Annotated in this window: 25 protein-coding genes; 12 read left to right on the forward strand and 13 right to left on the reverse strand. The window is 63.5% G+C overall.

The window, feature by feature from the left end:
* Positions 1–5 precede the first annotated feature (5 nt).
* From H156_RS0106940 to ppa, 7 genes are all read left to right on the forward strand, one after another.
* On the forward strand, positions 6–857 hold the full coding sequence (locus H156_RS0106940) for a D-amino acid aminotransferase (RefSeq protein WP_017365965.1): 852 nt from the start codon (positions 6–8) through the stop codon (positions 855–857).
* The gene (locus H156_RS0106945) at positions 854–1,117 is read left to right on the forward strand and encodes a YbeD family protein (RefSeq protein ID WP_010959477.1); all 264 of its coding nucleotides are present in this window, start codon (positions 854–856) and stop codon (positions 1,115–1,117) included. The genes H156_RS0106940 and H156_RS0106945 overlap by 4 nt, the downstream gene beginning before the upstream one ends.
* A gap of 94 nt (positions 1,118–1,211) precedes the next feature.
* Positions 1,212–2,657, forward strand: coding sequence for a magnesium transporter (gene mgtE / locus H156_RS0106950; RefSeq protein WP_010959478.1), 1,446 nt, complete (start codon positions 1,212–1,214; stop codon positions 2,655–2,657).
* Between the two features lie 6 nt (positions 2,658–2,663).
* Positions 2,664–3,287, forward strand: a complete 624-nt coding sequence (gene lipB / locus H156_RS0106955) for a lipoyl(octanoyl) transferase LipB (RefSeq protein ID WP_017365966.1) — start codon at positions 2,664–2,666, stop codon at positions 3,285–3,287.
* Entirely contained in the window at positions 3,284–4,252 is a 969-nt protein-coding gene (gene lipA, locus H156_RS0106960; RefSeq protein ID WP_017365967.1) for a lipoyl synthase, read from the forward strand. The genes lipB and lipA overlap by 4 nt, the downstream gene beginning before the upstream one ends.
* A 92-nt stretch (positions 4,253–4,344) precedes the next feature.
* Positions 4,345–4,947 (forward strand): Cif family virulence factor, encoded by a 603-nt coding sequence (locus H156_RS0106965; RefSeq protein ID WP_010959481.1) that lies wholly within the window; start codon positions 4,345–4,347, stop codon positions 4,945–4,947.
* Positions 4,948–5,024: 77 nt separating this feature from the next.
* Positions 5,025–5,573 carry an inorganic diphosphatase gene (ppa, locus tag H156_RS0106970; RefSeq protein ID WP_017365968.1) on the forward strand — a complete coding sequence of 183 codons (549 nt, stop codon included), beginning with the start codon at positions 5,025–5,027 and terminating at the stop codon, positions 5,571–5,573.
* 7 nt (positions 5,574–5,580) lie between these two features.
* Here the strand turns inward: ppa and H156_RS0106975 are convergent, their stop codons facing one another.
* From H156_RS0106975 to hemN, 3 genes are all read right to left on the reverse strand, one after another.
* Positions 5,581–6,063 carry a hydrogenase maturation protease gene (locus H156_RS0106975; protein ID WP_017365969.1) on the reverse strand — a complete coding sequence of 161 codons (483 nt, stop codon included), beginning with the start codon at positions 6,061–6,063 and terminating at the stop codon, positions 5,581–5,583.
* Position 6,064: 1 nt separating this feature from the next.
* The gene (locus H156_RS0106980) at positions 6,065–7,549 is read right to left on the reverse strand and encodes a Ni/Fe hydrogenase subunit alpha (RefSeq protein WP_017365970.1); all 1,485 of its coding nucleotides are present in this window, start codon (positions 7,547–7,549) and stop codon (positions 6,065–6,067) included.
* 65 nt (positions 7,550–7,614) lie between these two features.
* Positions 7,615–9,012, reverse strand: a complete 1,398-nt coding sequence (hemN, locus tag H156_RS0106985) for an oxygen-independent coproporphyrinogen III oxidase (protein ID WP_017365971.1) — start codon at positions 9,010–9,012, stop codon at positions 7,615–7,617.
* A gap of 96 nt (positions 9,013–9,108) precedes the next feature.
* On the opposite strand from hemN, the gene H156_RS0106990 reads away from it, so the two are divergent.
* Together H156_RS0106990 and H156_RS0106995 are read left to right on the forward strand one after the other, a co-directional pair.
* On the forward strand, positions 9,109–9,546 hold the full coding sequence (locus H156_RS0106990) for a YkvA family protein (RefSeq protein ID WP_017365972.1): 438 nt from the start codon (positions 9,109–9,111) through the stop codon (positions 9,544–9,546).
* Complete coding sequence (locus H156_RS0106995; protein ID WP_017365973.1) at positions 9,543–10,028, forward strand: DUF2127 domain-containing protein; 486 nt, start codon at positions 9,543–9,545, stop codon at positions 10,026–10,028. Before H156_RS0106990 ends, H156_RS0106995 begins: the two co-directional genes overlap by 4 nt.
* On the opposite strand, the gene H156_RS0107000 is transcribed toward H156_RS0106995, so the two are convergent.
* Positions 10,001–11,146, reverse strand: coding sequence for a glycosyltransferase (locus tag H156_RS0107000; protein ID WP_017365974.1), 1,146 nt, complete (start codon positions 11,144–11,146; stop codon positions 10,001–10,003). The genes H156_RS0106995 and H156_RS0107000 overlap by 28 nt on opposite strands.
* A gap of 67 nt (positions 11,147–11,213) precedes the next feature.
* Positions 11,214–11,672, reverse strand: coding sequence for a GNAT family N-acetyltransferase (locus H156_RS0107005; RefSeq protein WP_017365975.1), 459 nt, complete (start codon positions 11,670–11,672; stop codon positions 11,214–11,216).
* 158 nt (positions 11,673–11,830) lie between these two features.
* Here H156_RS0107005 and H156_RS0107010 point away from each other — a divergent pair, with 158 nt between their 5' ends.
* The gene (locus H156_RS0107010) at positions 11,831–12,976 is read left to right on the forward strand and encodes an AI-2E family transporter (protein WP_238536894.1); all 1,146 of its coding nucleotides are present in this window, start codon (positions 11,831–11,833) and stop codon (positions 12,974–12,976) included.
* Positions 12,977–12,985: 9 nt separating this feature from the next.
* Here the strand turns inward: H156_RS0107010 and H156_RS0107015 are convergent, their stop codons facing one another.
* The 7 genes from H156_RS0107015 to H156_RS0107045 all read right to left on the reverse strand — a co-directional run bounded on the left by H156_RS0107015 (position 12,986) and on the right by H156_RS0107045 (position 18,277).
* Positions 12,986–14,215 carry a DUF2357 domain-containing protein gene (locus tag H156_RS0107015; protein ID WP_338009793.1) on the reverse strand — a complete coding sequence of 410 codons (1,230 nt, stop codon included), beginning with the start codon at positions 14,213–14,215 and terminating at the stop codon, positions 12,986–12,988.
* On the reverse strand, positions 14,100–14,636 hold the full coding sequence (locus H156_RS0107020) for a DUF2357 domain-containing protein (protein WP_081504057.1): 537 nt from the start codon (positions 14,634–14,636) through the stop codon (positions 14,100–14,102). The genes H156_RS0107015 and H156_RS0107020 overlap by 116 nt, the downstream gene beginning before the upstream one ends.
* Entirely contained in the window at positions 14,629–15,609 is a 981-nt protein-coding gene (locus H156_RS0107025) for a helix-turn-helix transcriptional regulator (RefSeq protein WP_017365979.1), read from the reverse strand. The genes H156_RS0107020 and H156_RS0107025 overlap by 8 nt, the downstream gene beginning before the upstream one ends.
* Before the next feature lie 117 nt (positions 15,610–15,726).
* Entirely contained in the window at positions 15,727–16,014 is a 288-nt protein-coding gene (locus H156_RS0107030; protein WP_017365980.1) for a hypothetical protein, read from the reverse strand.
* 145 nt (positions 16,015–16,159) lie between these two features.
* Complete coding sequence (locus tag H156_RS0107035; RefSeq protein WP_017365981.1) at positions 16,160–16,378, reverse strand: hypothetical protein; 219 nt, start codon at positions 16,376–16,378, stop codon at positions 16,160–16,162.
* A gap of 26 nt (positions 16,379–16,404) precedes the next feature.
* A complete protein-coding gene (locus H156_RS0107040; RefSeq protein WP_017365982.1) occupies positions 16,405–17,661 on the reverse strand; it encodes a hypothetical protein in 1,257 nt (418 codons plus the stop codon).
* A 133-nt stretch (positions 17,662–17,794) separates the two neighbouring features.
* Positions 17,795–18,277 carry a hypothetical protein gene (locus tag H156_RS0107045; RefSeq protein WP_017365983.1) on the reverse strand — a complete coding sequence of 161 codons (483 nt, stop codon included), beginning with the start codon at positions 18,275–18,277 and terminating at the stop codon, positions 17,795–17,797.
* 295 nt (positions 18,278–18,572) lie between these two features.
* Between H156_RS0107045 and H156_RS0107050 the strand changes: the two genes are divergently transcribed.
* Positions 18,573–20,165, forward strand: coding sequence for an ABC-F family ATPase (locus H156_RS0107050; protein ID WP_026046026.1), 1,593 nt, complete (start codon positions 18,573–18,575; stop codon positions 20,163–20,165).
* 11 nt (positions 20,166–20,176) lie between these two features.
* Positions 20,177–20,596: an alternative ribosome rescue aminoacyl-tRNA hydrolase ArfB gene (arfB, locus tag H156_RS0107055; protein WP_017365985.1), complete on the forward strand. Its 420-nt coding sequence runs from the start codon at positions 20,177–20,179 to the stop codon at positions 20,594–20,596.
* On the opposite strand, the gene H156_RS0107060 is transcribed toward arfB, so the two are convergent.
* Positions 20,593–21,678 carry an FAD:protein FMN transferase gene (locus tag H156_RS0107060; protein WP_017365986.1) on the reverse strand — a complete coding sequence of 362 codons (1,086 nt, stop codon included), beginning with the start codon at positions 21,676–21,678 and terminating at the stop codon, positions 20,593–20,595. The genes arfB and H156_RS0107060 overlap by 4 nt on opposite strands.
* Between the last annotated feature and the right edge of the window lie 90 nt (positions 21,679–21,768).

Genomic DNA, 21,768 nt, shown 5'->3' on the forward strand with positions numbered 1-21,768 from the left:
CTGCCATGAACGGCCCCGTGGTTTATCTCAACGGCGAGTTTCTGCCGCTGGATCAGGCCCGCGTGTCCGTCCTGGACCGGGGTTTCTTGTTCGGTGACGGCGTGTACGAGGTCATCCCGGTCTACGGCGGGCGGCCGCTGCGGCTGGAAGAGCACCTCCGGCGGCTGGACGACAGCCTGCGAGGCATCCGCATGACCTCGCCCCTGATGAGGTCGGAGTGGTCGGAAATCATCGGCCGCCTGATCGATGGGGTGGACGATCAGTCGGTCTATGTGCAGGTGACGCGCGGCGTGGGCCCTGCCCGGGACCATTCGATCCCGGTCGGGGTTCGGCCCACTGTCTTCGCCATGGCTTCGCCGATCACGCCGGTTCCGGTGACCGGCGTGCGCGCGATCACGCTGGAGGATATCCGCTGGCGCTGGTGCAACATCAAGGCCATCACGCTGTTGCCCAACGTCCTGCTACGGCAGCAGGCGGTCGACCGGGGCTGCGCCGAGGCCGTGCTGGTGCGCGAGGGCCACGTGACGGAAGGGACGGCTAGCAACGTGTTCGCCGTGGTCGGCGGTACCATCGTCACCCCACCCAAGGGGCCCGAACTGCTTCCCGGCATCACCCGTGACTTGGTGCTGGAGCTGGTTCGGGCGGAGGGTCTGCCGGCGCGGGAGCGGGCGATCTCGCTGGAAGAGTTTTCGGGGGCAGAGGAAATCTGGATCACGAGTTCGACCCGTGAAGTGTTGCCGGTGGTCGAGCTGGACGGGCGGCCGGTCGGCCGGGGGAGCCCCGGGCCTGTCTGGGAGCGGGTCAGTGCGCTGTACCAGGACTTCAAGCGCAGGCTCAAGCGTGGCATCACGGCATGAGTCTGGACGCCCTGCTCGAATTCCCCTGTGAGTTTCCGATCAAGGTGTTCGGCCCGGCGGAAGGCGATTTCGCCGCTTCGGTCGAAGCCGCGGTGCGGCTGGCCGCGCCGGAGCTGGAAGAGCTCGGTGTCGCCGTCCGCGCCAGCGGCGGTGGCCGGTTCGTGGCGGTGACCGTGACGTTCATCGCCTCGAGCCAGGCACAGATCGAGGCGATCTACCAGCGCATCGGCACGCTGCCCGGTGTGCTCATGGTTCTTTGACGACTGTTCCGTCCGGGTAGGGTACGAGCCCGGACGCCCTTCCATCCGCCGGCCTCTCCGTCGGCGCAGTGATCACCGAAGTCCGTTGCCAGCCATGTCCGATTCCATCATCGAAACCAGCGACGAAAGACTGCGCCGGCTCGTGCGCGAAGTCGTGGATCTGCTGGAAAAACAGAAGCTGGAGGAGACGATACTTCAGCATCAGCCGATGTCTCGGCATGAGTTGATCGAAAACCTGATGCACAAGCAGCATCAGGTCGCGCTCAGGCAGAAGCTCGATTCGCTCCACGCCGCTGACATCGCTTATGTGCTGGAGTCGCTGCCGCAGGCGCAGCGTCTGGCCGTGTGGGCGCAGGTGGACCCCGAGATGGACGGCGAGATCCTGCTGCATGTCTCGGATGCGGTGCGCGAGTCGCTGATTTCGGACATGGACCGTGACGAACTGCTGCATGCCACCGAGCAGCTCGACACGGACGAAATCGCCGATCTGGCGCCCGACCTCCCCGAAGAGGTCATGCAGGAGCTGCTGAAGTCGCTCAATGACCAGACCCGTGCCCAGCTCGAATCGGTCCTGTCCTACGAAGAGGACACCGTCGCCGCGATCATGGATTTCGGCATGGTGGCGATCCGGGAGGATACGACGCTGGGCGTCGTGCTGCGCTATCTGCGCCAGCGCGGCGACCTGCCGGAGAACACCGACAAGCTGTTCGTGGTCGACAAGCAAGGGGTGCTGCGCGGCGTGCTCTCGCTCAAGCGCCTCCTGCTGCGGAGTCCCGAGGCGCGGGTGGCGGACGTGATGTCCAGAGATGTCGTCATGTTCCATCTGGACGACGATGCGTCCGTCGCCGCCCGTGCCTTCGAACGCTATGGTCTGCTGTCGGTGCCGGTGGTGGACGATCAGCAGCGCCTCGTGGGCCGCGTCAGTATCGACGCCATCGTCGATTACATCCGCCACGAGTCCGACGAGGAGGCACTGGCCCAGGCCGGTCTGCTTCAGGAGGAGGACCTGTTTGCCGGCATCTGGAAGAGCGTCAAGAACCGCTGGGTGTGGCTGGGCATCAACCTGCTGACCGCGTTCGCCAGCACCCGCGTCATCGATCTGTTCGACGACACCATCAGCCGGGTGGTTGCGCTGGCCTCGCTCATGCCCATCGTCGCCGGCATCGGCGGCAATACCGGTACGCAGACCAGCACCCTCATCGTGCGTTCGCTCGCCCTCGGGCTGGTCGATTCGTCCAACGTGCGGCGGCTGGTGTTCAAGGAAATCGCCATCGGCCTGATCAACGGCATCGTTTGGGGCAGCGTCATCGGTGTCCTGACCTACGCGCTCTATCGCGATCCGAAACTGGCTTCGGTGATGGCCGCGGCCATGACGCTGAATCTGCTGGTGGCGGCGGTGACGGGGCTGTTCGTCCCGCTGATCCGGGCCCGGCTGGACCTGGATCCCGCCATCGGCACCAGCGTGCTGCTCACCGCCATCACCGACGGTATGGGATTCTTCATCTTCCTGGGGCTGGCCACCCTGTTTCTCCTGAACTGAACGCCGATGGCCTTTCTTGTCCGCATGCTCGGGCGAGCCGACTACGAACCGGTGTGGCGCGCCATGCAGGAGTTCACCGGGCAGCGTGCCGATGACACCGCCGACGAACTGTGGCTGGTGGAGCATCCGCCCGTCTACACCCTCGGCATGAACGGCGATCCCGCCCACATCCTCGATGCCGGGGGGGTGCCGGTGGTCCGGACCGACCGCGGCGGCCAGGTGACCTACCATGGTCCCGGCCAGCTCGTGCTTTATACGCTGGTGGACCTGCAAAGGCGGAAGCTCGGCGTCCGGCGGATGGTCAGCGCGCTGGAACAGGCCGTCATCGGGCTGTTGCGCCAGTATGGCCTCGAAGCGCGGGCGCGCGGCGATGCCCCCGGGGTTTACGTGGACGGGGCCAAGATCGCGTCACTCGGTCTGCGGGTGCGCCGCGGCTGCTGTTACCACGGCGTCGCGTTGAACGTCTGCCCCGAGCTGGAGGCCTTCGACCGGATCCATCCCTGCGGTCATGCCGGTTTGGCGGTGACGCGATTGACCGACCTGGGCGTCGACGCGCAGGTGTTCGAACCGGCGGCGGCACTGGTGCGAGAATTGATGGTCCAGCTAGGCGACGAGGAAATCGCAGCATGAAAACCCTGGATGAAAATCGGGCGCCGTCGCGCCAGACGCCGGAGTCCCATCGGCGGGGCGCGGAAAAACTCTCGCGCATCCCCGTCAAGGTCGAACCCGGCGCGCCTCTACCCAAGCCCGACTGGATTCGGGTCCGGGCCGGGTCGGGCGACGAAGTTCGGCGCGTGAAGCGGCTGCTGCGCGAGCGCGGTCTGCACAGCGTCTGCGAAGAAGCGGCCTGTCCCAATCTGGCGGAATGTTTCGGCCACGGCACCGCCACCTTCATGATCCTCGGCGACATCTGCACCCGCCGCTGCCCCTTCTGCGACGTCGCCCACGGCCGCCCGGCGCCGCCCGACCCGGCCGAACCCGAGCGTCTCGCGGAAACCATCGCCCTGCTGAGACTGCGCTACGTGGTGATCACCTCGGTCGACCGGGACGATCTGCGCGACGGCGGCGCGGCCCATTTCGCCGCCTGCATCCGGGCCTTGCGCACACGCTCCCCCGCGCTGTCCGTCGAGATTCTGACCCCGGATTTCCGTGGACGGATGGAGATTGCCCTCGATTTGCTCGCTGCCGATCCGCCGGACGTGTTCAACCACAACATCGAAACCGTGCCCCGCCTGTACCGCCAGGCGCGGCCCGGCGCCGACTACCGCCAGTCGCTGGAGCTCCTGGCGCGGTTCCGCGACAAGGTGCCGGGCGTGCCGACCAAGTCGGGGCTGATGCTCGGCCTGGGCGAGACCCTGGACGAGGTGCGCGAGGTGCTGCGCGATCTCCGCGGCCATGGCTGCGAGATGCTCACGCTGGGACAGTATCTGCAGCCCAGTCGGGACCACCTGCCCGTGGTGCGCTACGTTCCGCCGGCGGAATTTGATGAACTCGCGGGGTATGCGCGGGAGCTGGGATTCGCCAGCGTCGCCAGCGCTCCCCTGGTGCGTTCGTCGTATCATGCCGACCAGCAGGCCGCGATCATCGGACGCTGAGACGCCTCCGCCCGGCGTCGACCGTTTCGCTTTATGCGAGCGAGTCCGCGTCTGCGGAGTTTTCGACCAACCACGACAGAAGAGGATTTTGCATGCCCGCCTACCCCCGAGCCGAGCTGGAAGAAATGGTCGCGCGCTGGCTGGCCGCCAACCGTGACGCGGAGCGGGCCGGCGACTGGATCCGGTCGCTCGGTGCGATGTACACCGAAGACGCCGAATACGGCTGGAACATGGGGCCCGATCAGGAGTTCCTGGCCCGCGGACGGCAGCAAATCATGGAGTGGGCGCTGGGCTTCCACATGGAGGGTTTCGAGCAATGGCGCTACCCGTACGACCACGTGGTGATCGACGACGCCCAGGGCGAGGTCATCGGGTTCTGGCGCCAGGTATCGCCGGCCCGGCGGCCCGATGGTAGCCACTACGAGGTCGCCGGGCTCGGCGGTTCCTGGTTCCGCTACGGCGGCGACTACCAGTGGAGCTGGCAGCGCGATTTCTTCGACCTGGGCAATGTCAAGGCGTTGTTCATGGAGCTGGCGGCCAACGGCCAGCTCGACGCGCCGGTGCGGCGCAAAATCGCCAGGCTGGCGAAAGGCCAGGCGATGCCCGGTGTCCATCCCCTGCATCCGGCGCCCGGCTTGCTCGCCAAACTCAAGGGATATTACGCGATGGCCCGCATCGTCCTGTCGGGCGGCTGACGAACGCCGTTCGCTGCCGCCGTCATCGATTTTCCCGACTGTTATAATGGGCTATTTGCTCATTTCGGAGAGAAGTCATGGCCTTGATGAAAGTCAGTTCCGGCCGGCAGGTGCCAGAGGACATCCATGTCGTCATCGAGATCCCGGCGTTCAGCGATCCGGTGAAATACGAGGTCGACAAGGAGACCGGGGCGCTGTTCGTCGACCGGTTCATGGGTACGGCGATGCAGTATCCGTGCAACTACGGTTACGTGCCCCATTCCTTGTCGGAGGACGGCGATCCGGTCGACGTCCTGGTGATCGCGCCCTGCCGCCTGCTCAGTGGTTCGGTGGTGCGTTGCAGGCCGATCGGCGTGCTGAAGATGGAAGACGAAGCCGGCAGCGACGCCAAGGTGTTGGCCGTTCCGGTGGACAAGCTTTCGTCGCTGTACTCCAAGGTCAAGTCCTACCGTGACGTTCCCGAACCGCAACTGGCCCAGATCGCCCATTTCTTCGAGCATTACAAGGATCTCGAGCCGGGCAAATGGGTGAAGATCATTGGCTGGGGAGACATCGACGAGGCGCGGCGGGAAATCACCGGCAGCATCGAGCGCTACAACCAGGCCAAGGAAAAGCCGTATTTCTGATTTCTCCTCAAGGACAAAGGGCATCCCAGGCGGTGCCCGGCGTTGCGCCGATCAGCCCCTCGGCGAAACGCAGCGCGGACTCGAGATTCGATTCCGCCGCCCGGCTCAAGGCATCCCCCAGGTCGAACCGTTCCCCGCGGATGCTCAGGAGATAAGCGGGCGGCGGCTCGCTACGGTTGATGCGCCGGTAGACTTCGAGCAGGGCTTGCGGGCTGACGGCATGGGTGGTGTAGCTGCCGTCGCGCCGGGGAACGAGCCGTTCGAACCGGAACGGCGGGGGGCAGCCGACGTGGGCGTCCACGAACAGCACCCGGTCCCGACCGGCGAGGTCGAGCGCGTGCTCGATCTGGAGCTGGAAATCCTGCAGGAATTCGATGTCCACCCCTGGCGAGCTTGCCAGCCGTACTTGCAGCGCTTCGAGGAACAGCGGTCCGAGCGCGTCGTCACCCCGGCTCGGGTTGCCGTAGGCGAAGACCAGCAGCCCCGCCACCTCAGCGCGACACCGTTCCGTCCGCCCGTCGGTGCAGACGGTCCAGCATCCGGCCGCCGGCGTTCGTCAGCTCGACGACCAGTGGCATCCTGCCCAGGGCATGGGTGGCGCAGGACAGGCAGGGGTCGTAGGCGCGGATCGCGACTTCGATGTGGTTCAGCAGCCCTTCGGTGATCGTCTGGCCGTCGAGATATTCGGCGGCCACCTGGCGGATCGACTCGTTCATCGCCTGGTTGTTCTGGGTGGTGGAGACGATCAGGTTGGCGCGGGTGACCAAGTCGTTCTCGTCGACCTGGTAATGGTGGAACAGGGTGCCCCGGGGCGCCTCGATCACGCCGATGCCTTCCGGCCGGCGCTCGCCATGGACGACGAGGTCGGTACCCAGCAGCTCCGGATCGTCTAGCAGTTCGCGAATACTCTCGGCGCAGTGCAGGGTTTCGATCATCCGGGCCCAGTGGAAGGCCAGCGAGCCATGCACCGGTCCACCGGCGCCTTGGGCCAGGAAGTCCTGCCGAGCCTCTTCGGCCAGGGGGGTGGGAATGAAGTCGCAGTTGTTGATGCGGGCCAGCGGTCCGACCCGGTACCAGCCGTTTTCCTTGCCCAGCGCCTCGATGTAGGGAAATTTCATGTAGGACCAGGAGCGCACCTCTTCGCGCAGGATGCCGGTGTAGCCCCGGTAGTCGAGCTTGTCGAAGATCGTCCGGCCGGAGGCGTCCTTGGCCCGCAGGCCGCCGTGGTAGATTTCGAAAGCGCCGTCGTCGCGGATCAGCCCCATGAAATTGGAATGGATCAGGCCGAAGCGTTCATGATGCTCGCGGTTGGCGAGGTAGATCCGGCGGATAAGCGCGAGTGCGTTGCGGCACCAGCCGAGAACCTGATCGATGTCCTGGCGCAGGAAATCCCTTTCCTCGCACGTCAATGCCTTGTTCATCCCGCCGGGGACGGCGGCGCTGCCATGGATGCGCTTGCCGGAAATGACCCGGATCACCTCCTGACCGTATTTGCGCATGCGGACACCTTCCAGGCCCACGTCCGGATACTCTTTCAGCACCTCGAAGATGTTGCGGCGGCCCGCCGGGCTGTCGAAGCCGAGCAGGAGGTCGGGCGTCGCCAGGTGGAAGAAGTGCAGGGCGTGCGACTGCAGGAACTGGCCGAAATGCATCAGCCGGCGCAGCTTCTCCGCGGCCGGAGTGAGCCGGTCGACGCCGACGACTTGGTCGATGGCTTTCGCCGCCGCGAGGTGGTGGCTCACCGGGCAGATGCCGCACAGCCGCTGCACCAGCACCGGCAGCTCCCAGTAAGGGCGGCCCTGGATGAAACGCTCGAATCCCCGGAATTCCACGATGTGGAGCCGGGCCTGACGGACGTGGTCGTCGTCGTCCAACAGCAGGGTGACCTTGCCGTGCCCTTCGACGCGGGTCACGGGGTCGATGACCACGCGTTTCAGGTTTTCGGGATTTTCGGCGGTCTCGAGATGGTCGTACATCGTCCACACCTTCGGGTTTTGGGATGACCCGATGATACCACCGCCAAGCACGGCGCAATCGGGGATCAGATGACCTTGGAATAGGCCCGCCGCTCCCGGTCCTGGCGCAGGTAGCGGTCGAAAGCCATGGCGATGTTGCGGATCAGGAACCGCCCCTTGGGGGTGACCGTCAGGCGGTCCGGCCCCAGCTCCAGCAGTCCGTCCGCCGCCATCGGTTCGAGGTCGTCCAGTTCGGCGGCGAAGTAGCGGGGGAAATCCACCCCATGCTGTCGACCGAGCCGGACGAAGTCCAGCTCGAATTGGCACATCAGTGCCTGGATCACGGCGCGCCGCAGCAGGTCGTCGTCATCGCATTCCAGCCCGCGCATCACCGGCAGCACGCCCTGGACGAGCCGGGCGTAGTAGTCCTCCAGGGTGCGGAAATTCTGGCTGTAAGTCGGCCCGACCTTGCCGATGGCGGTGACGCCCAGGGCGACCATGTCGCAGTCGGCGTGGGTCGAGTAGCCCTGGAAGTTGCGCTGCAGACGGCCTTCGCGCTGGGCCAGATTGAGTTCGTTGTCCGCCTTGGCGAAATGGTCCATGCCGATGTAGACGTAGCCGGCGCCGGTCAGGTGGGCGACCGCATCTTGCAGGATTTCCAGCTTGGTATCGGCGCTGGGCAGGTCTTCGTCGCGGATCTGGCGCTGTGGCTTGAACAAATGCGGCAGGTGGGCGTAGTTGTAGAGTGAAATCCGGTCCGGATCGGCGGCGAGGATGCGGTCCAGGGTATGGCGGAAGCCGCTCACCGACTGCTTGGGCAGGCCGTAGATCAGGTCGATGCTGACCGAGCAGAAGCCTTCGGCGCGGGCGGCGGTGAGGACGCGCAGCGTCTCCTCTTCGCTCTGGATGCGGTTGACGGCCTTTTGCACCGCCGGGTCGAAGTCCTGCACGCCCAAGCTCATCCGGTTGAAGCCGATTTCGCGCAGCAGGGCGATGGTGGCCGCGTCCACCTTGCGCGGGTCGATTTCGATCGAGTACTCGCCCTCGGCCAGCTCGAAATGCTCGCGCGTCGCTTCCATCAGCCGGCGCATCTGTGCGTGGTTCAGGAAGGTCGGCGTGCCGCCGCCCCAGTGCAGTTGGCGTACCTCCCGATGCGGTCCCAGGTGTCTGGCCTGCAGTTCGATTTCCTTTTCCAGGTAGTCGATGTACTTGCCGGCGTGCTCGCGGTTGGCGGTCACGATCTTGTTGCAGGCGCAGTAGAAGCAGACCGTCTGGCAGAAGGGGATGTGGAAATACAGCGACAGCGGCGAAGGATTCGCCTCGGCCGCGCGCCGCTGCAGCCATTCCTCGTAGCGGGCTGCGTTGAAGTCGGGCACGAAGCGGTCGGCGGTGGGATAGGAGGTGTAGCGCGGGCCGCTGCGGTCGTATTTGCGGATCAGCGCGGGATCCCATTCCACGCGGAGGGCGGTGTTCTGGCGGTTCATCGGGGGGTAGAATCTGGAAAAACCTAAGTGGCGGGGAACGATGCTCCTGGGCTCAGACCTTGTCAAGCCGGAACCGCCGCGCAAGAGGGCACACCGATGATACTCACCGAAAAGACCGTTCAGGACAGTGTGGCATTTGCCAAGGCCCGATCCAAGGCGAAGGAATACGCCGGCGATCCGGGAAAGCTGGCATCGCTGCTGGACAGGGCGTCCAAGAAGGCCGAGGCGAAGAAGGGGCCGCTGAGCGAGGTGCGGGATTCGCTCATGGCCTGCCTGCGGCTGCTCAGGGCCTGCGCCCAGAAGCGGTACTCCCTGCCCTGGCAGAGCCTCGGCCTGATCGTCGCAGCCGTGGTCTATTTCGTGATGCCGGTCGATCTGATCCCGGATTTCATCCTGAGCCTGGGGTTCGCCGACGATGCCGCCCTGCTGGCCTGGACCTTCAGGCAGGTGAAGTCCGACCTCGAGGATTTCCGCCGCTGGGAGCTCGAACAGGCGGAGTCCGAGGCGCCGGGCGACGTGGCGGAGGCTTCGTGACGCCGGGCATGCACGGTGTCCGCGTCGTCGCCGCCATGGAAGCCGCCAAGGGCATCGTCGTGCTCCTGGCCGGCTTCGGGGTGGTCGAGCTGTTGCATCACGGGCTGGAGCCCGTCGTCGACGAACTGGTGCGGCATACCCACCTCAACCCGGCCAGCCGTTATCCCCGGATTTTTCTCGATCTGCTGAAGAACCTGTCGGACCAGCGGCTCTGGGCGCTGGCCGCCCTGGCGTTCGGCTATGCCATGCTGCGCTGCATCGAGGCCTATGGCTTGTGGCGCGGGCGGCGCTGGGCCGAATGGTTCGGCGTGGCCAGCGGCGGTATCTACGTTCCTTTCGAGCTCTACGAACTGGCCGAAGGCGTGTCCTGGCTCAAGCTCGCGACGCTGGCCGTCAACCTGGCCGTGGTCGGCTATCTGGCCTACGCCTTGTGGGCGGGCAGCCGATTGCCGCCTCAGCCGGTATCGTCTTCGCTCGAGTAGACGCGTCCCTTCCAGCGGCTGCGCTCGCCGCGCCAGTAGCGCAGCGCCGAACTCCAGGTCATGGCCAGATAAGCGCCCGCGATGACCGGCATCAGCAACCCCCAGGCCGCGCTTCTGCCATAGAAGCGCAGGGTGGGCATATAAGTGCCCGCCATGAGCAGCACCGCCCAGGCGGCGGCAAGCGTCACCCCCTCATCGGATGCGAACAGGCCCGCCGCCGGCAGCCAGAACAGGATCAGCATGAGCAGCGTGCACAGCGCCAGCAGCCAGGCCGAGTAACGCAACTGGGTGAACGCGGTGCGGGCGATCATGTCCCACACGTCGGCCAGCGTGTCGTAGCGGCGCAGGCTCACCACCGCCCGCGACAGTCCGATCCAGGTCCTCGCGCCCGTCGCCTTCACCTTTTTCGCCAGGGTGCAGTCGTCGATGAGCGCGCCATGGATCGCGGCAAACCCGCCGATCCGCTCCAGCAGCCGGGTTTCCAGCATGATGCAGCCGCCCGCCGCCGCGGCGAAGCGGCGGTCCGGCGAATTGGACAGGGCGAACGGATACAGCATCTTGAAGAAGTAGACGAAGGCCGGCATCAGCAGCCTTTCCCAGAAGTTCTCCATCCGTAGCGAGGCCATCAGGGACGCGAACTGGATGCCCTCGCTGCGCATCTTTTCCCGCAGCACGCCCAGGACGCCCGGCTGAAGCAGGATATCGGCATCCAGCAGTACCGTGTATTCGGTGCCGACCCGGGCCACCCCCTGTTCCAGCGCCCACAGCTTGCCGCTCCAGCCCGGCGGCAGCGACTCGTTCCGCAGGAGGGTCAGATCGAGCCCTTCGACGCGCCCGGCCGCCTCGCCGGTGCCGTCCGTCGAGCCGTCGTCGACCAGCACCACGCGCAGACCTCCGCCCTGTTCCTTCAGCGCGGCCAGGGTTTGCCCGATCACCTCGGCTTCGTCCCGCGCCGGGATCACCACCGTGACATCCCCGAGATCGTAGAAGTGCCCGCCCGGAGATGACCGCAGCACCTCCCGGTTGAGCCAGGGAAACCAGGGAAGCGCCAGGACGATGCTCCAGAGCGTAGCGGAAACGAAAACCAGCCCTCCGAAAATCGAATCTGCGGTGTCCATACTTTCCCAGCCGTTCGAGAAGCGCGGGAGTTTCCACGGATGCCGGCGGAAACGCAACCGTCCCGGCTCAATCGGCGTCGCGCAGCATCTTTCGCAGGCCGATCAGCGCCGTGCGCTCCCAGCCCCGCCGGTCGTAGAAGGTCAGCGCCGGTTCATTGGTCCGGTCCGCCAGGAGCTGCAAGCGGGTGAGGCCGGCGTCGGCCGCCCAGCGCTCGATTTCGCCCAGCAGCCGCCGCCCGATCCCTTTCCCGCGGAACGCCCGCGCCACCACCATGTCTTCGACCAGCCCCACCGGGCCGCCCTCGGCGGTGGAAATCAGCGTCTGCACCGAACACATACCGATCACCCGTCCCTCGCATTCCGCAACCAGCACCCGGTCCGCGCTGCTCCCGATCAACAGGGCGAGTCCCCGGCGCTGGCGGTCCGGATCGAAGGTGAAATCCGCCTCGATGGAGAACAGGGTGCCGAGCAGTTCCACCATGGCTTCGATGTCACGCGTCTCGGCGGGCCGGATCAGGATGTCCATGGTTTTACTTGCAGTGAACTTGAGAAAATGGGGTTCGAGCCGACCGGGGATGGGCCATCCGCCGTGGCCGTCGGGAGCTCCGGCCGCATGGCCGAGCCGCCTGGACGGACGGTTGCCATGACGCGGCCTCGAACCGAAACCTTAGAGGAGCCTCGCAAATGAACACAAGTGAACCCCGTGCATCCGACGGAATGTTGGAAAAGCTGATCTCGCACAGGCTGATAGATCTGTTCATCCGGGTCGGGCTGATCGGTTTTCTGGTCATTTACTGCTATCAGATATTCAAGCCGTTCATCGGCTTGATGCTGTGGTCCGTCATTCTGGCAGTGGCATTTCATCCCATGCACGCCTCGCTGGCTCGAAGAATGGGCGACAAGCAGGGTCGCGCCGCGACCGTCCTGGTACTTGCGATACTCCTGTGTGTGCTTGTTCCCACCGCGCTTCTTGCCATCTCTTTCGCCGATTCGGCGACGGATCTGGTACGGCAGGTCCGGGACGGCAGCCTCAAGGTGCCGGCTCCCCGCGCTTTTGTTGCAGAATGGCCTTTGCTGGGAGACAAGCTGTACGCGCTCTGGTCGGCCGCCCATGAGGACATCGGCAGTGTGGCCGCGAGATTCGAGCCCAAGATTCGCACCGTCACCAAAGAGATATTGGGTTACGCGGCCAGTGCAGGCTCCGCGGTGTTGAAGTTCCTGGTTTCCCTGGTGCTTGCGGGCGTCTGGATGGCCTATGCTTCGTCCGGCCACGCGGCGGCGAGAGCCATCGCCAACCGGATGGCGGGTCCCGGGCAAGGGGACGCCCTGGTCAGGCTTTCGACGACGACCATTCGCGCCGTGGCGCAAGGCGTGATCGGCATCGCCTGCATTCAGGCGCTGTTGCTGGGTGCCGGCTTTATCCTGGTCGGCGTTCCAGCCGCGGGGGTTCTGGCCTTGTTGGTTTTGCTGCTGGGTATCATGCAAGTTCCTGCCCTTTTGATATCGCTGCCGACGGTCATTTATGTCTTCATGACCGATGACTCCACGATCGTGGCGATCATGTTCGCCATCTATACGATCGTTGCCGGCTCCGTCGATAACATACTCAAGCCCTTCATGCTGGGGCGGGGCGTGGACGCCCCGATGCCGGTGATTTTGCTGGGGGCGCTCGGCGGCATGGCGACCGGCGGCATCATCGGCCTGTTTCTGGGATCCGTCATGTTGGCGTTGGGGTATCAGTTGTTCATGGCCTGGGTGTATGACGATGCCGCGGTGGGAGGCAGCCGGGCGACAGGCGGGCAGGAATCCAGGGATTCCCCCCTGGAGTAGTGCTGTCAATCAGGATTTCCTTCTTTCCAGGAATTCGCTGATGAGCCGCTCGATCTCATCAGAGCCGTCAACCTCACCGGACAGAATGTCGGGAACCAACACCAGGGCGCCGACCCGCTCATAGCGGCTGTCGCCGCGGGCCGTGAAGGCCGGATGGATCTCCGGCTTTTCGCCGGGGTACAGCACGAACGCGCCCCAGACGTTACGGATGGCCTCGCGGTAGGTGTGCATCTTGTCGATGTCGGCCGGATTCGGCGACTCGATGCCGGTGTCGCCGCTCGCTTCGCCGCGGTATTTGGCGTCGAGGATCAACAGGCGGTCCCCGTCGCTCAAGATGATGTCCGGGCGCAGGTCATGGGAATAACTGCTCAATCTGCCGGAGGAGCGGGCGGCGCAGGTGGCGTTGTAATACAGAGCGATGCCCCGGCCGTAGTCCAGACGCAGCCCTTCCCGCAGGGCGTCTCCCTCCGGCTGGGCCTCGGCGATGATCGAGGCTCGCCGGGGTAGGCCGAATCGCGCATCGAGCCGCTGTTTCACCTGGAAAAAGCACCAGTACTCGTACAGCAAGGGTGCGTCCTTGATTTCGACCAGGGCGGTGAAGTCCAGCAGATTCGCGTCATGACGGCTGGCTTGCTGAAGCAGGGCGAACAACCGGAACAGTTCGCGGTAACCGGCGCGGCGTTGGAGCACCGTGGACCGGGCGGGAATGTGGCGCAGTTCCCCCACTTCCCGCCAGCGAGGCCCGTCCAGAAAGCGGTCGAGGGCCCGCTCCAGCCGGCCGATCTCGTCGCCCATTTCGGGATGCAGAAACGTGCCGCCGCCCTCGCCCAGCATGGCTTTGATTTGCGCCAGTCGCTGTTCGAGCCGGGTCAGGAAAAATTTCACGAACCGGTTTTCCGGCGTATCCACCGTGGCATGGCGCCGCCGGCTTCGAACCCGTCCGGGGAACAGCCGTCGGCCGGCGCGTTGAAACACGCTGCGGGCCAGTGCGGTGTCCTTGAGCGGATGGCCCGTCTCCAGCCGTCCCCATGCCGCCGGGCGGCTGAGAAGGGTCATGGCCGCGGCACTGTCCAGTTCGCGCACTCGGTCGATGGACGCTTCCTCGACGGTCGAAACCATGCGCTCATGCATGGCGCGGTGCATCAGCGTCGCGATGCCATCGAGATCGGGACGCCCGTGCAGCAGATGGCGCCGGATGAGCAGATACTGCAGATATGGATTGTCCCCGTCCCGCCCGATCCTTGCGCCAGTGGACCCCCGCGCTCTGCCGCAAGCTGAAGATCAATGTCGCATATTGATCACACAGGAAATCCAGCATGGCATTGAAATGCTCTTCCGTGATTTTCCGGTGGACGACCTTGATCCGGAACCCTGCCAGACTGGATTGGCCGACATGGTTTTGGAAGTTGACGCGATAGGTCGGCAGGGCATGGTGCGGGAGCCTTTCGAAGCGGCCCGCGCTCACGGCGTTCAGGCATCGTGAAAACTGGGCGGGTTCTTCACCGTAAAAGCGCAGATAGGCGGTTTGCCACTCATCGATTTCGATGACGCCGGCGCAGTCTTCCAAGGTCTCCCAGCCATTTTCATCGAGTCCGGGAAAGTTTCCCTCGCCGGTAATCAGCACGGCGCGGCTAGCCCGGCAAAAGAACGTCTCACCCATCTCCAGCCGCCCGATGGTTCTGCCAGAGCGCCCAGGCCTCGTCCCGTACGCATTGGCGCAGAGATTCCGGGGCTTCGACGATCACGTCGGCGCCGTGGCGCAGGACGTCCATCGCCAGTTCGGCTTCCACTGCATAGGGGATGCGCAGGCGGTAACTGCCATCCGGCAGCAGTTCGCCCTGCTGATCGCGGTGCCAGCACTCGTTCCGCACCCAGCGGGCGCGTTCCGGCACGAAGCGCAGGACCGCCCAGTGCCGGGTTTCGCCGGAGAAAATGCCGTAGCTCGACGTGTACTGCCGCTCCAGCACCTCGTCCGGAATCTCGTGCGCCGAGGTAGACAGGGAGCGCACCTGTCGCAGCGTGTCGAGTGAAAAACTGCGCAGGCCGTCACGCCAGTGGCACCAGGCATCGAGATACCAATTGTCCCGGTAATGGACCAGCCGCTGGGGGGAAACGATCCGGACGTTCACCTCGTCCCGGCGGCGGTTCCAGGCGGAGATTTCGAGCTGGTGCCGTTGCAGGAGCGCCTGCGCAACCTCGTTGAAGAATCGGGGTTCGACCGGACGCCGCGCCAGCGAGACCAGTTTCACGCGCCGGGCAACCTCCGCCGCCGGATGCCCGCCGCTTTCCAGCAGGGCCGCCAGGCGCGACTTGAGGGGGGCCACATGGGCCGCCAGAACCCCGGGCTCGATGTCTTCCAGCAGGTTTTGCGCTGCCAGCAAGGCATAAAGTTCGGCCGCGGAAAACCACAGGCCTGGCAGTTCATAGGGCGGGCCATCACCCGGTTCGAACCGGTAGCCGCGCGCCTCGCGGTCCCAGACGATGGGCGCATTCAGACGCTCGCGCATGTATTCGATGTCGCGCTTGAACGTGGCATCGGATACGCCCAGCGCTTCCAGAAAAGCGCCTTTGGGAACCAGTTTCCGCTCATGCAGCATCCGGTCGATCTTGTAGAAACGTTCGGTACGGTTCATCTCACTGACGAACTGGATTTCAATGGGGGAGCGTATTCGGGGTGTAGGTGCGGTGCACGCTGTTTCTTGTTCCGGTTACCGCGGCTTTCCGCATTGTCTCGGCCATCCAGACCTGCCTCACCTGTCGAACCGATAGGTACGGGTTCCGCTGTAGTAGCTTCCGTTGATAAAGCCCTGCGAATTGCAGATCAACCGTCCCCCGCTCTTCCAGCAATTGGTGTTCACGGGGCCCGTGGTCTTGGTGTAAGCAATCAAAAGGGAGGGGACGACGATCGGGGCCCATATGGCCATTCCCAGATATTCCATGCTCTTCTCGAATGAACCCTTGTAATCGATTTCCCCATTGGGAAGATGAGCGCAGCCTTCCAGGAGCGAAATATACAGAATCCAGCAAGCCCTTTTCATATAAGCCTCCAATCAGCGGATCGAATTGCGCCGAGCGCTTAAAGGTGCGCTCTGAGCCGAGATTAGAATATTCGAGGCAAAGGCTCATGGAGTGAGCCACTCCGATTGGTTCCCAACATTTTCACGGTGGCCGGCAATCGCGCCATCAGGCGATGAAGCTGCAATAGCCCTGGTCGCTCAGATCCTTCAGCATCCGTTGCAGCTTTTTCGCGCTGCGGGCAAACCCTTCGCTCTCGCAGAACTCGTTCAGTCTGTCGAGCGGTTCTTCCAGTTTGCCCTGGGTGCCGTGGAATTTCGGCAACACTTTCTGGAGGATCTGGATATCGATGGCGTCCTCCAGATGTTCAGCGCCGACCCGCTCCACCGCAAGCAGACGGTTGGACCTGATTTTTAACGATGCCGCAATTCGTACAATACAGCCTCAAATTCACACAATAGACCTTCGATGCTTTCCTTATCTCCTGGCCGACCATTGTGGTCTCGCGTCGCCTCGTCGGGTTGGTAAATCATTACGCCTTCGGCCTTCATCACCTCCTCTGCCGAATTCGGTACGACGCCCCAACGCCTGTTCATGTTCCTGTTCGGTCTGCCACGCCAACCGAGCTGGTACAGCCGTTCGGCAAATCGGTTCACGAGCGAGATGTCGCCGGACGTCTTGAGGAGTTGTTTCATCCGAGGATTAATCTTCATTGACGCCTGACCCGCGAGTTTGCTATGTCGTGGAACGTCCTTGGCGTCTAATTCGGACCAACCGATTACCAGCAGCGGCACGAGGGATTGCTTGACCTCAAACCCAACGTTGAAGGCCATCTGCTTGACTTGCTGGGGCTTCCCGTCCCATCCGAGGCGTAGAAGACCTGGTTGAAGGACATTCAGCCACAAATGTCGAGCTCCCTCGCCGAGTGTGTCAGCGAAAGAGTCTGGGTCGCACCATCTGTTGACCTCCTTCTCTGAAGCGTCGAATCGAGGATCGGGGTCAATGGCAACCGATTGGCGATCAGAAATCCCACTTGCGGTTCGATGCCAACGTAGCTGAAACTCGATTCCAGCGTTTGTTGGTATCCCTTGGACATATGCGAGTGGCCCCCTGTGTTCAAACTGCTGTCCAATATCGACGACATCTGGAGCAAACCGATCAGCCAACACCATGATGCCATAGGTCCCAGTCCCAATCGTTTCAGCCATGCGGCGGTTCAGTTCGTCCGGCGCGACCAAGGCACGGCCGATTCTCTCCTGCCAAGCCGCTAGCGCTTCAACGATCGACTCTGCTTGTAATGATACGACGTCGGTTGGTTTTGTAAGTTCGCGCCCCTTGAGGAATTCCTTCGTATACCTAAGCAACCTTTGGTACGACATCGACTCGATGGCTCGCTTATACCGTTTGAGTTGGTTTTCCCACACGAAGCGACTCAATTCATAGTTATAGCCAAACTTGACTTCTATCAGCCAGACGTTCCCTTTTTCGTCCACGGTGAGTAAATCCGCTGAACCGTCCCCGCCGTTTCGTCCTGCATCAAGCAATTTGATCTCGTGACCCCAGACGAAAACATGTAGATCCTCCTCGGATTTCAACTGATTTGGCAATAGGTCGATACAGTTGATGATTTGTTGGTGGTAATCGGCTTCATTAGAGCAAAACTTGTTCATTGGTAGCTTTTCAGTGAGGTTTTAAAGGTGTGAACACCTTTTTGGCCTAAGAGTCGGTAAATCCGGGCGCTTCAAACCGTATTCTGCGAAGATCACTCGAAATCACCTGTTCCACTGGCTTCAAATTTCGTCCCTACTTCCAAGGCAGCCTCTCCCGAAGTTCCAGTATCTTCTTCTGCTCTTCGCTCTCGATTTCCTCCTCACTCATCGCCTGTGCGGCGCTGGTGGCGTTCTTGCTCCGTGTCACCGTAGCGGTTACCGGGAGGCCGGTGCAATAATCCAGAACGACGCCATCGTCGCAAAGCGTGTGGATCACGAAAGCCTTCGCGGAAAACTTCTTGCCGTAGGGGAAGCAGTAGCTCACGCCGTATATCGGCTTGTCGACGACGGACGCGCACAGCATCGGTCCGTTCTTGACGGCCCAGACCTGTCTCCCCGATTTGGCATCATAGCCGCTGTATTCGCCGTCGCCATCGTTCTGGTCGATGACGACCACGTCCGTGTAGGTCGAGGTGTCCAGGCGGAAGGTCAGGGCGAAGGTGGCGATGGCCTTGTCGGCGCCGGAGGCGCCGAAGCTGGTGAGGGCAGTGGTCAGGAGCAGGGTGGTTCGTTTCATGGTCGTTGGGTTCCCGTGTGTCCAAAGTGAAAGCGCGGTTGCCGGCCGGATTCATCTCCGGACCCGGTTGCGCCGGGTCACACGATACGGGCGCCAGTGGCTCAAATAGTGAGCCACTCATACGGGAAGTGCGAACTTGAGATATCCTTATTCGCTTGAAAAGGGCCCAAGGCGCCTCGAAATCCCATTCCAGGCTTCCACGTGAGGCAACGCGCAGGCCAAGGGCCTGCCTCTTGCGCTTCGGCCGGTGCCGGTCGGGGCCACACCCTCTCACTCCTTTCTCTCGGTAATCATTTTGATCTCTACAGCCAACGTCACCATGCAGTTCGGCGTCAAGCCGCTGTTCGAAAACGTCTCCGTCAAGTTCGGCGAGGGCAACCGTTATGGCCTGATCGGGGCCAACGGCTGCGGCAAGTCGACCTTCATGAAAATCCTCGGCGGCGATCTGGAGCCGACCGCCGGTAATGTTTCGCTCGACCTCAACGTGCGTTTGGGCAAGCTGCGCCAGGATCAGTTCGCCTTCGAGGACCAGCGGGTGCTGGACGTCGTGATGATGGGGCACACCGAGATGTGGGCGGCGATGTCCGAGCGCGATGCGATCTACGCCAATCCGGACGCGAGCGAGGACGACTACATGCGGGCGGCGGAGCTGGAGGCCGCCTTTGCCGAATATGACGGCTATACCGCAGAAGCCCGTGCCGGCGAACTGCTGTTGGGTGTGGGCATTCCGCTGGAGCAGCACGACGGGCCGATGAGCGCCGTGGCGCCGGGCTGGAAGCTGCGCGTGTTGCTGGCCCAGGCGCTGTTTTCCAACCCGGATATCCTGCTGTTGGACGAACCGACCAACAACCTGGACATCAACACCATCCGCTGGCTGGAAAACGTGCTGAACGAGCGGGCCAGCACGATGATCATCATTTCCCACGACCGCCATTTCCTCAACAGCGTCTGCACGCACATGGCGGACATGGATTACGGCGAGCTGCGGGTGTATCCGGGCAATTACGACGACTACATGGTCGCTTCGACCCAGGCCAGGGAGCGCCTCCTGGCCGACAACGCCAAGAAGAAGGCCCAGATCGCCGAACTCCAGGCCTTTGTCAGCCGCTTTTCGGCCAATGCCTCCAAGGCCAAGCAGGCCACTTCGCGCGCCAGGCAGATCGAGAAGATCAAGCTGGAAGACATCAAGCCGTCGAGCCGGGTCAACCCGTTCATCCGCTTCAACCAGGACAGGAAGCTGTATCGGCTGGCACTGGAGGCGAAAGGTCTGAGCCAGGGCTACGGCGGCGATACGCTGTTCAGCGGCCTGGATCTGATGGTCGAAGTGGGCGAAAGGGTGGCGGTGATCGGCCCGAACGGCATCGGCAAGACCACTCTACTGCGCACGCTGGTGGGTGAGTTGGCGCCGAGGGAAGGGGTGGTGAAATGGTCGGAGAACGTCAACCTCGGCTATTTCGCCCAGGACCATGCCGCCGATTTCGCCGAGGACATGAATCTGTTCGAATGGATGTCGCAGTGGAAGCGGGAGGGCGATGACGAGCAGACGGTGCGCGGCACCCTCGGCCGGCTGCTGTTCTCGGCGGACGAAATCAAGAAATCGGTCAAGGTGCTGTCGGGCGGAGAGCAGGGCCGCATGCTGTTCGGCAAGCTGATACTGCGCCAGCCCAACGTCATGGTGCTGGACGAGCCGACCAACCACCTGGACATGGAATCCATCGAGTCGCTCAACACCGCGCTGGAACACTACCCCGGCACCCTGATCTTCGTCAGCCACGACCGCGAGTTCGTCTCCTCCCTGGCGACCCGTATCATCGAGCTGACGCCGCAGGGCGTGGTCAATTACCGCGGCACCTATGACGAGTACCTGCAGTCGCAGGGTCTGGAATAGGCCGGGATCCGGTGGCGCGGCTGATCGTCAACGCCCAGGTTTCGGTCCCGCTGGCGGAGATCGAAATCGGCTTCGTCCGCTCCGGAGGGGCCGGCGGGCAGAGCGTCAACAAGCTGGCCACCGCGGCGCATCTGCGCTTCGACATCGCCGCATCGTCCCTGCCGGAAACCTGCAAGACGCGGCTGCTGGATCACCGCGACCGGCGGATGACCGCCGAAGGGATCATCGTCATCAAGGCCCAGCGCTTCCGCACCCAGGAGAAGAACCGGGAGGACGCGCTTGCCCGGCTGCGCGGGCTGATCCTGCAAGCGCTGGCACAGCGCAGGCCAAGGAAGCCGACCCGGCCGACGCTGGCGGCGAAGAAGAAGCGCCTGGATGAAAAAACCAGGCACGGCGAGATCAAGAGGCTGCGGCGGCGGATCGGCGATTAGCGCGTCTCGGTTACCGCGGCGGGGGCCCGGGTCGAAAGGGGCGAGGCCGGCGTCGTCGCCATCGGCATTTCGGCGCCGAAGGCCGGAGTAAACCGCTCTTTCAGCCCGCCGTTTTCGCCGTAGATCAGCAATGCCTTGAGCCGCTCCCGTTCAGCGATGGCGTAACCCTTTTGCTCGCCCAGGCAAAGCAATGCGGTGGACCACGCGTCCGCCCACGTGGGGTCGGGATGAAGCACCGTGGTCGACAGCAAATGATGGTCGACGGGCCGGCCGGTCCTGGGATCGAGGATATGCGAATAGGTCTTGCCTCCCTCCTCGAAGAAATTGCGATAAGTGCCCGAGGTCATGATGGCGGTCCCCTCCGTCTGGTGGACATCCAGTATCCGTTCGACTTCCCGGGTATAGGGCGTGGGTTTTTCCACGGCGACGCGCCAGGGTTTGCCGTTGGCCTTGCGGCCCTTGACCTGCATCTCTCCGCCGACCTCGACCAGGTAGTTCTGGATGCCCTTCGCTTCCAGCAGGCTGGCTACCCGGCCGACGGTGTAGCCCTGGGCGATGGAGGACAGGTCGATGCGAAGCGCTGGATCCTTTTTGCGCAGGCGCCGGCCGGGAACGTCCACTTCCAGCTTGTCCATGCCGATGTGAGGCAGCACCGCGGCGATTTCGGCGTCGGTCGGCACGCGGGTCTGATGGCGCGAGAAGCCCCACAGGTCGAACAGGGGTTTGACCGTCAGGTCGTAACAGCCGTCGGTCTTGTCATGCACCTGGCGGGCGATGTCGACCAGCTCGGCGATCTCGGGCGAAACGGTCAGCCAGTCGGTCGTGGCTGCGCGGTTGATACGGGAGATTTCCGAATCTTCCCGGTAGTTCGACAGCTTGAGGTCGATGTCGTCGTAGACGGCATCCACGGCTCGCTTCAATTCGGTCTGGTCGGCCGGCAGGCCGTCCAGCACCATCTTGATGTGGTAAGTGGTCCCCTGCACATCGCCCGAGAGCAGGGTTTCGTCTTCCCCGGTCTGGCAGGCAACGAGCGTAGCGCCGAGCAGGAGTCCGCCGAAACGGCGCAGAACCGGGAACATCATGGTGATCTCTTTGCGGCGGCGTAGCGGGTGAGCCGAGCGCTTGCGTGGGAAAAGGACGGGCCAGCGGGTATCATATGCGGCCTTTGGCGG

Source organism: Methylococcus capsulatus str. Texas = ATCC 19069, assembly GCF_000424685.1.
GTDB classification, from domain to species: domain Bacteria; phylum Pseudomonadota; class Gammaproteobacteria; order Methylococcales; family Methylococcaceae; genus Methylococcus; species Methylococcus capsulatus.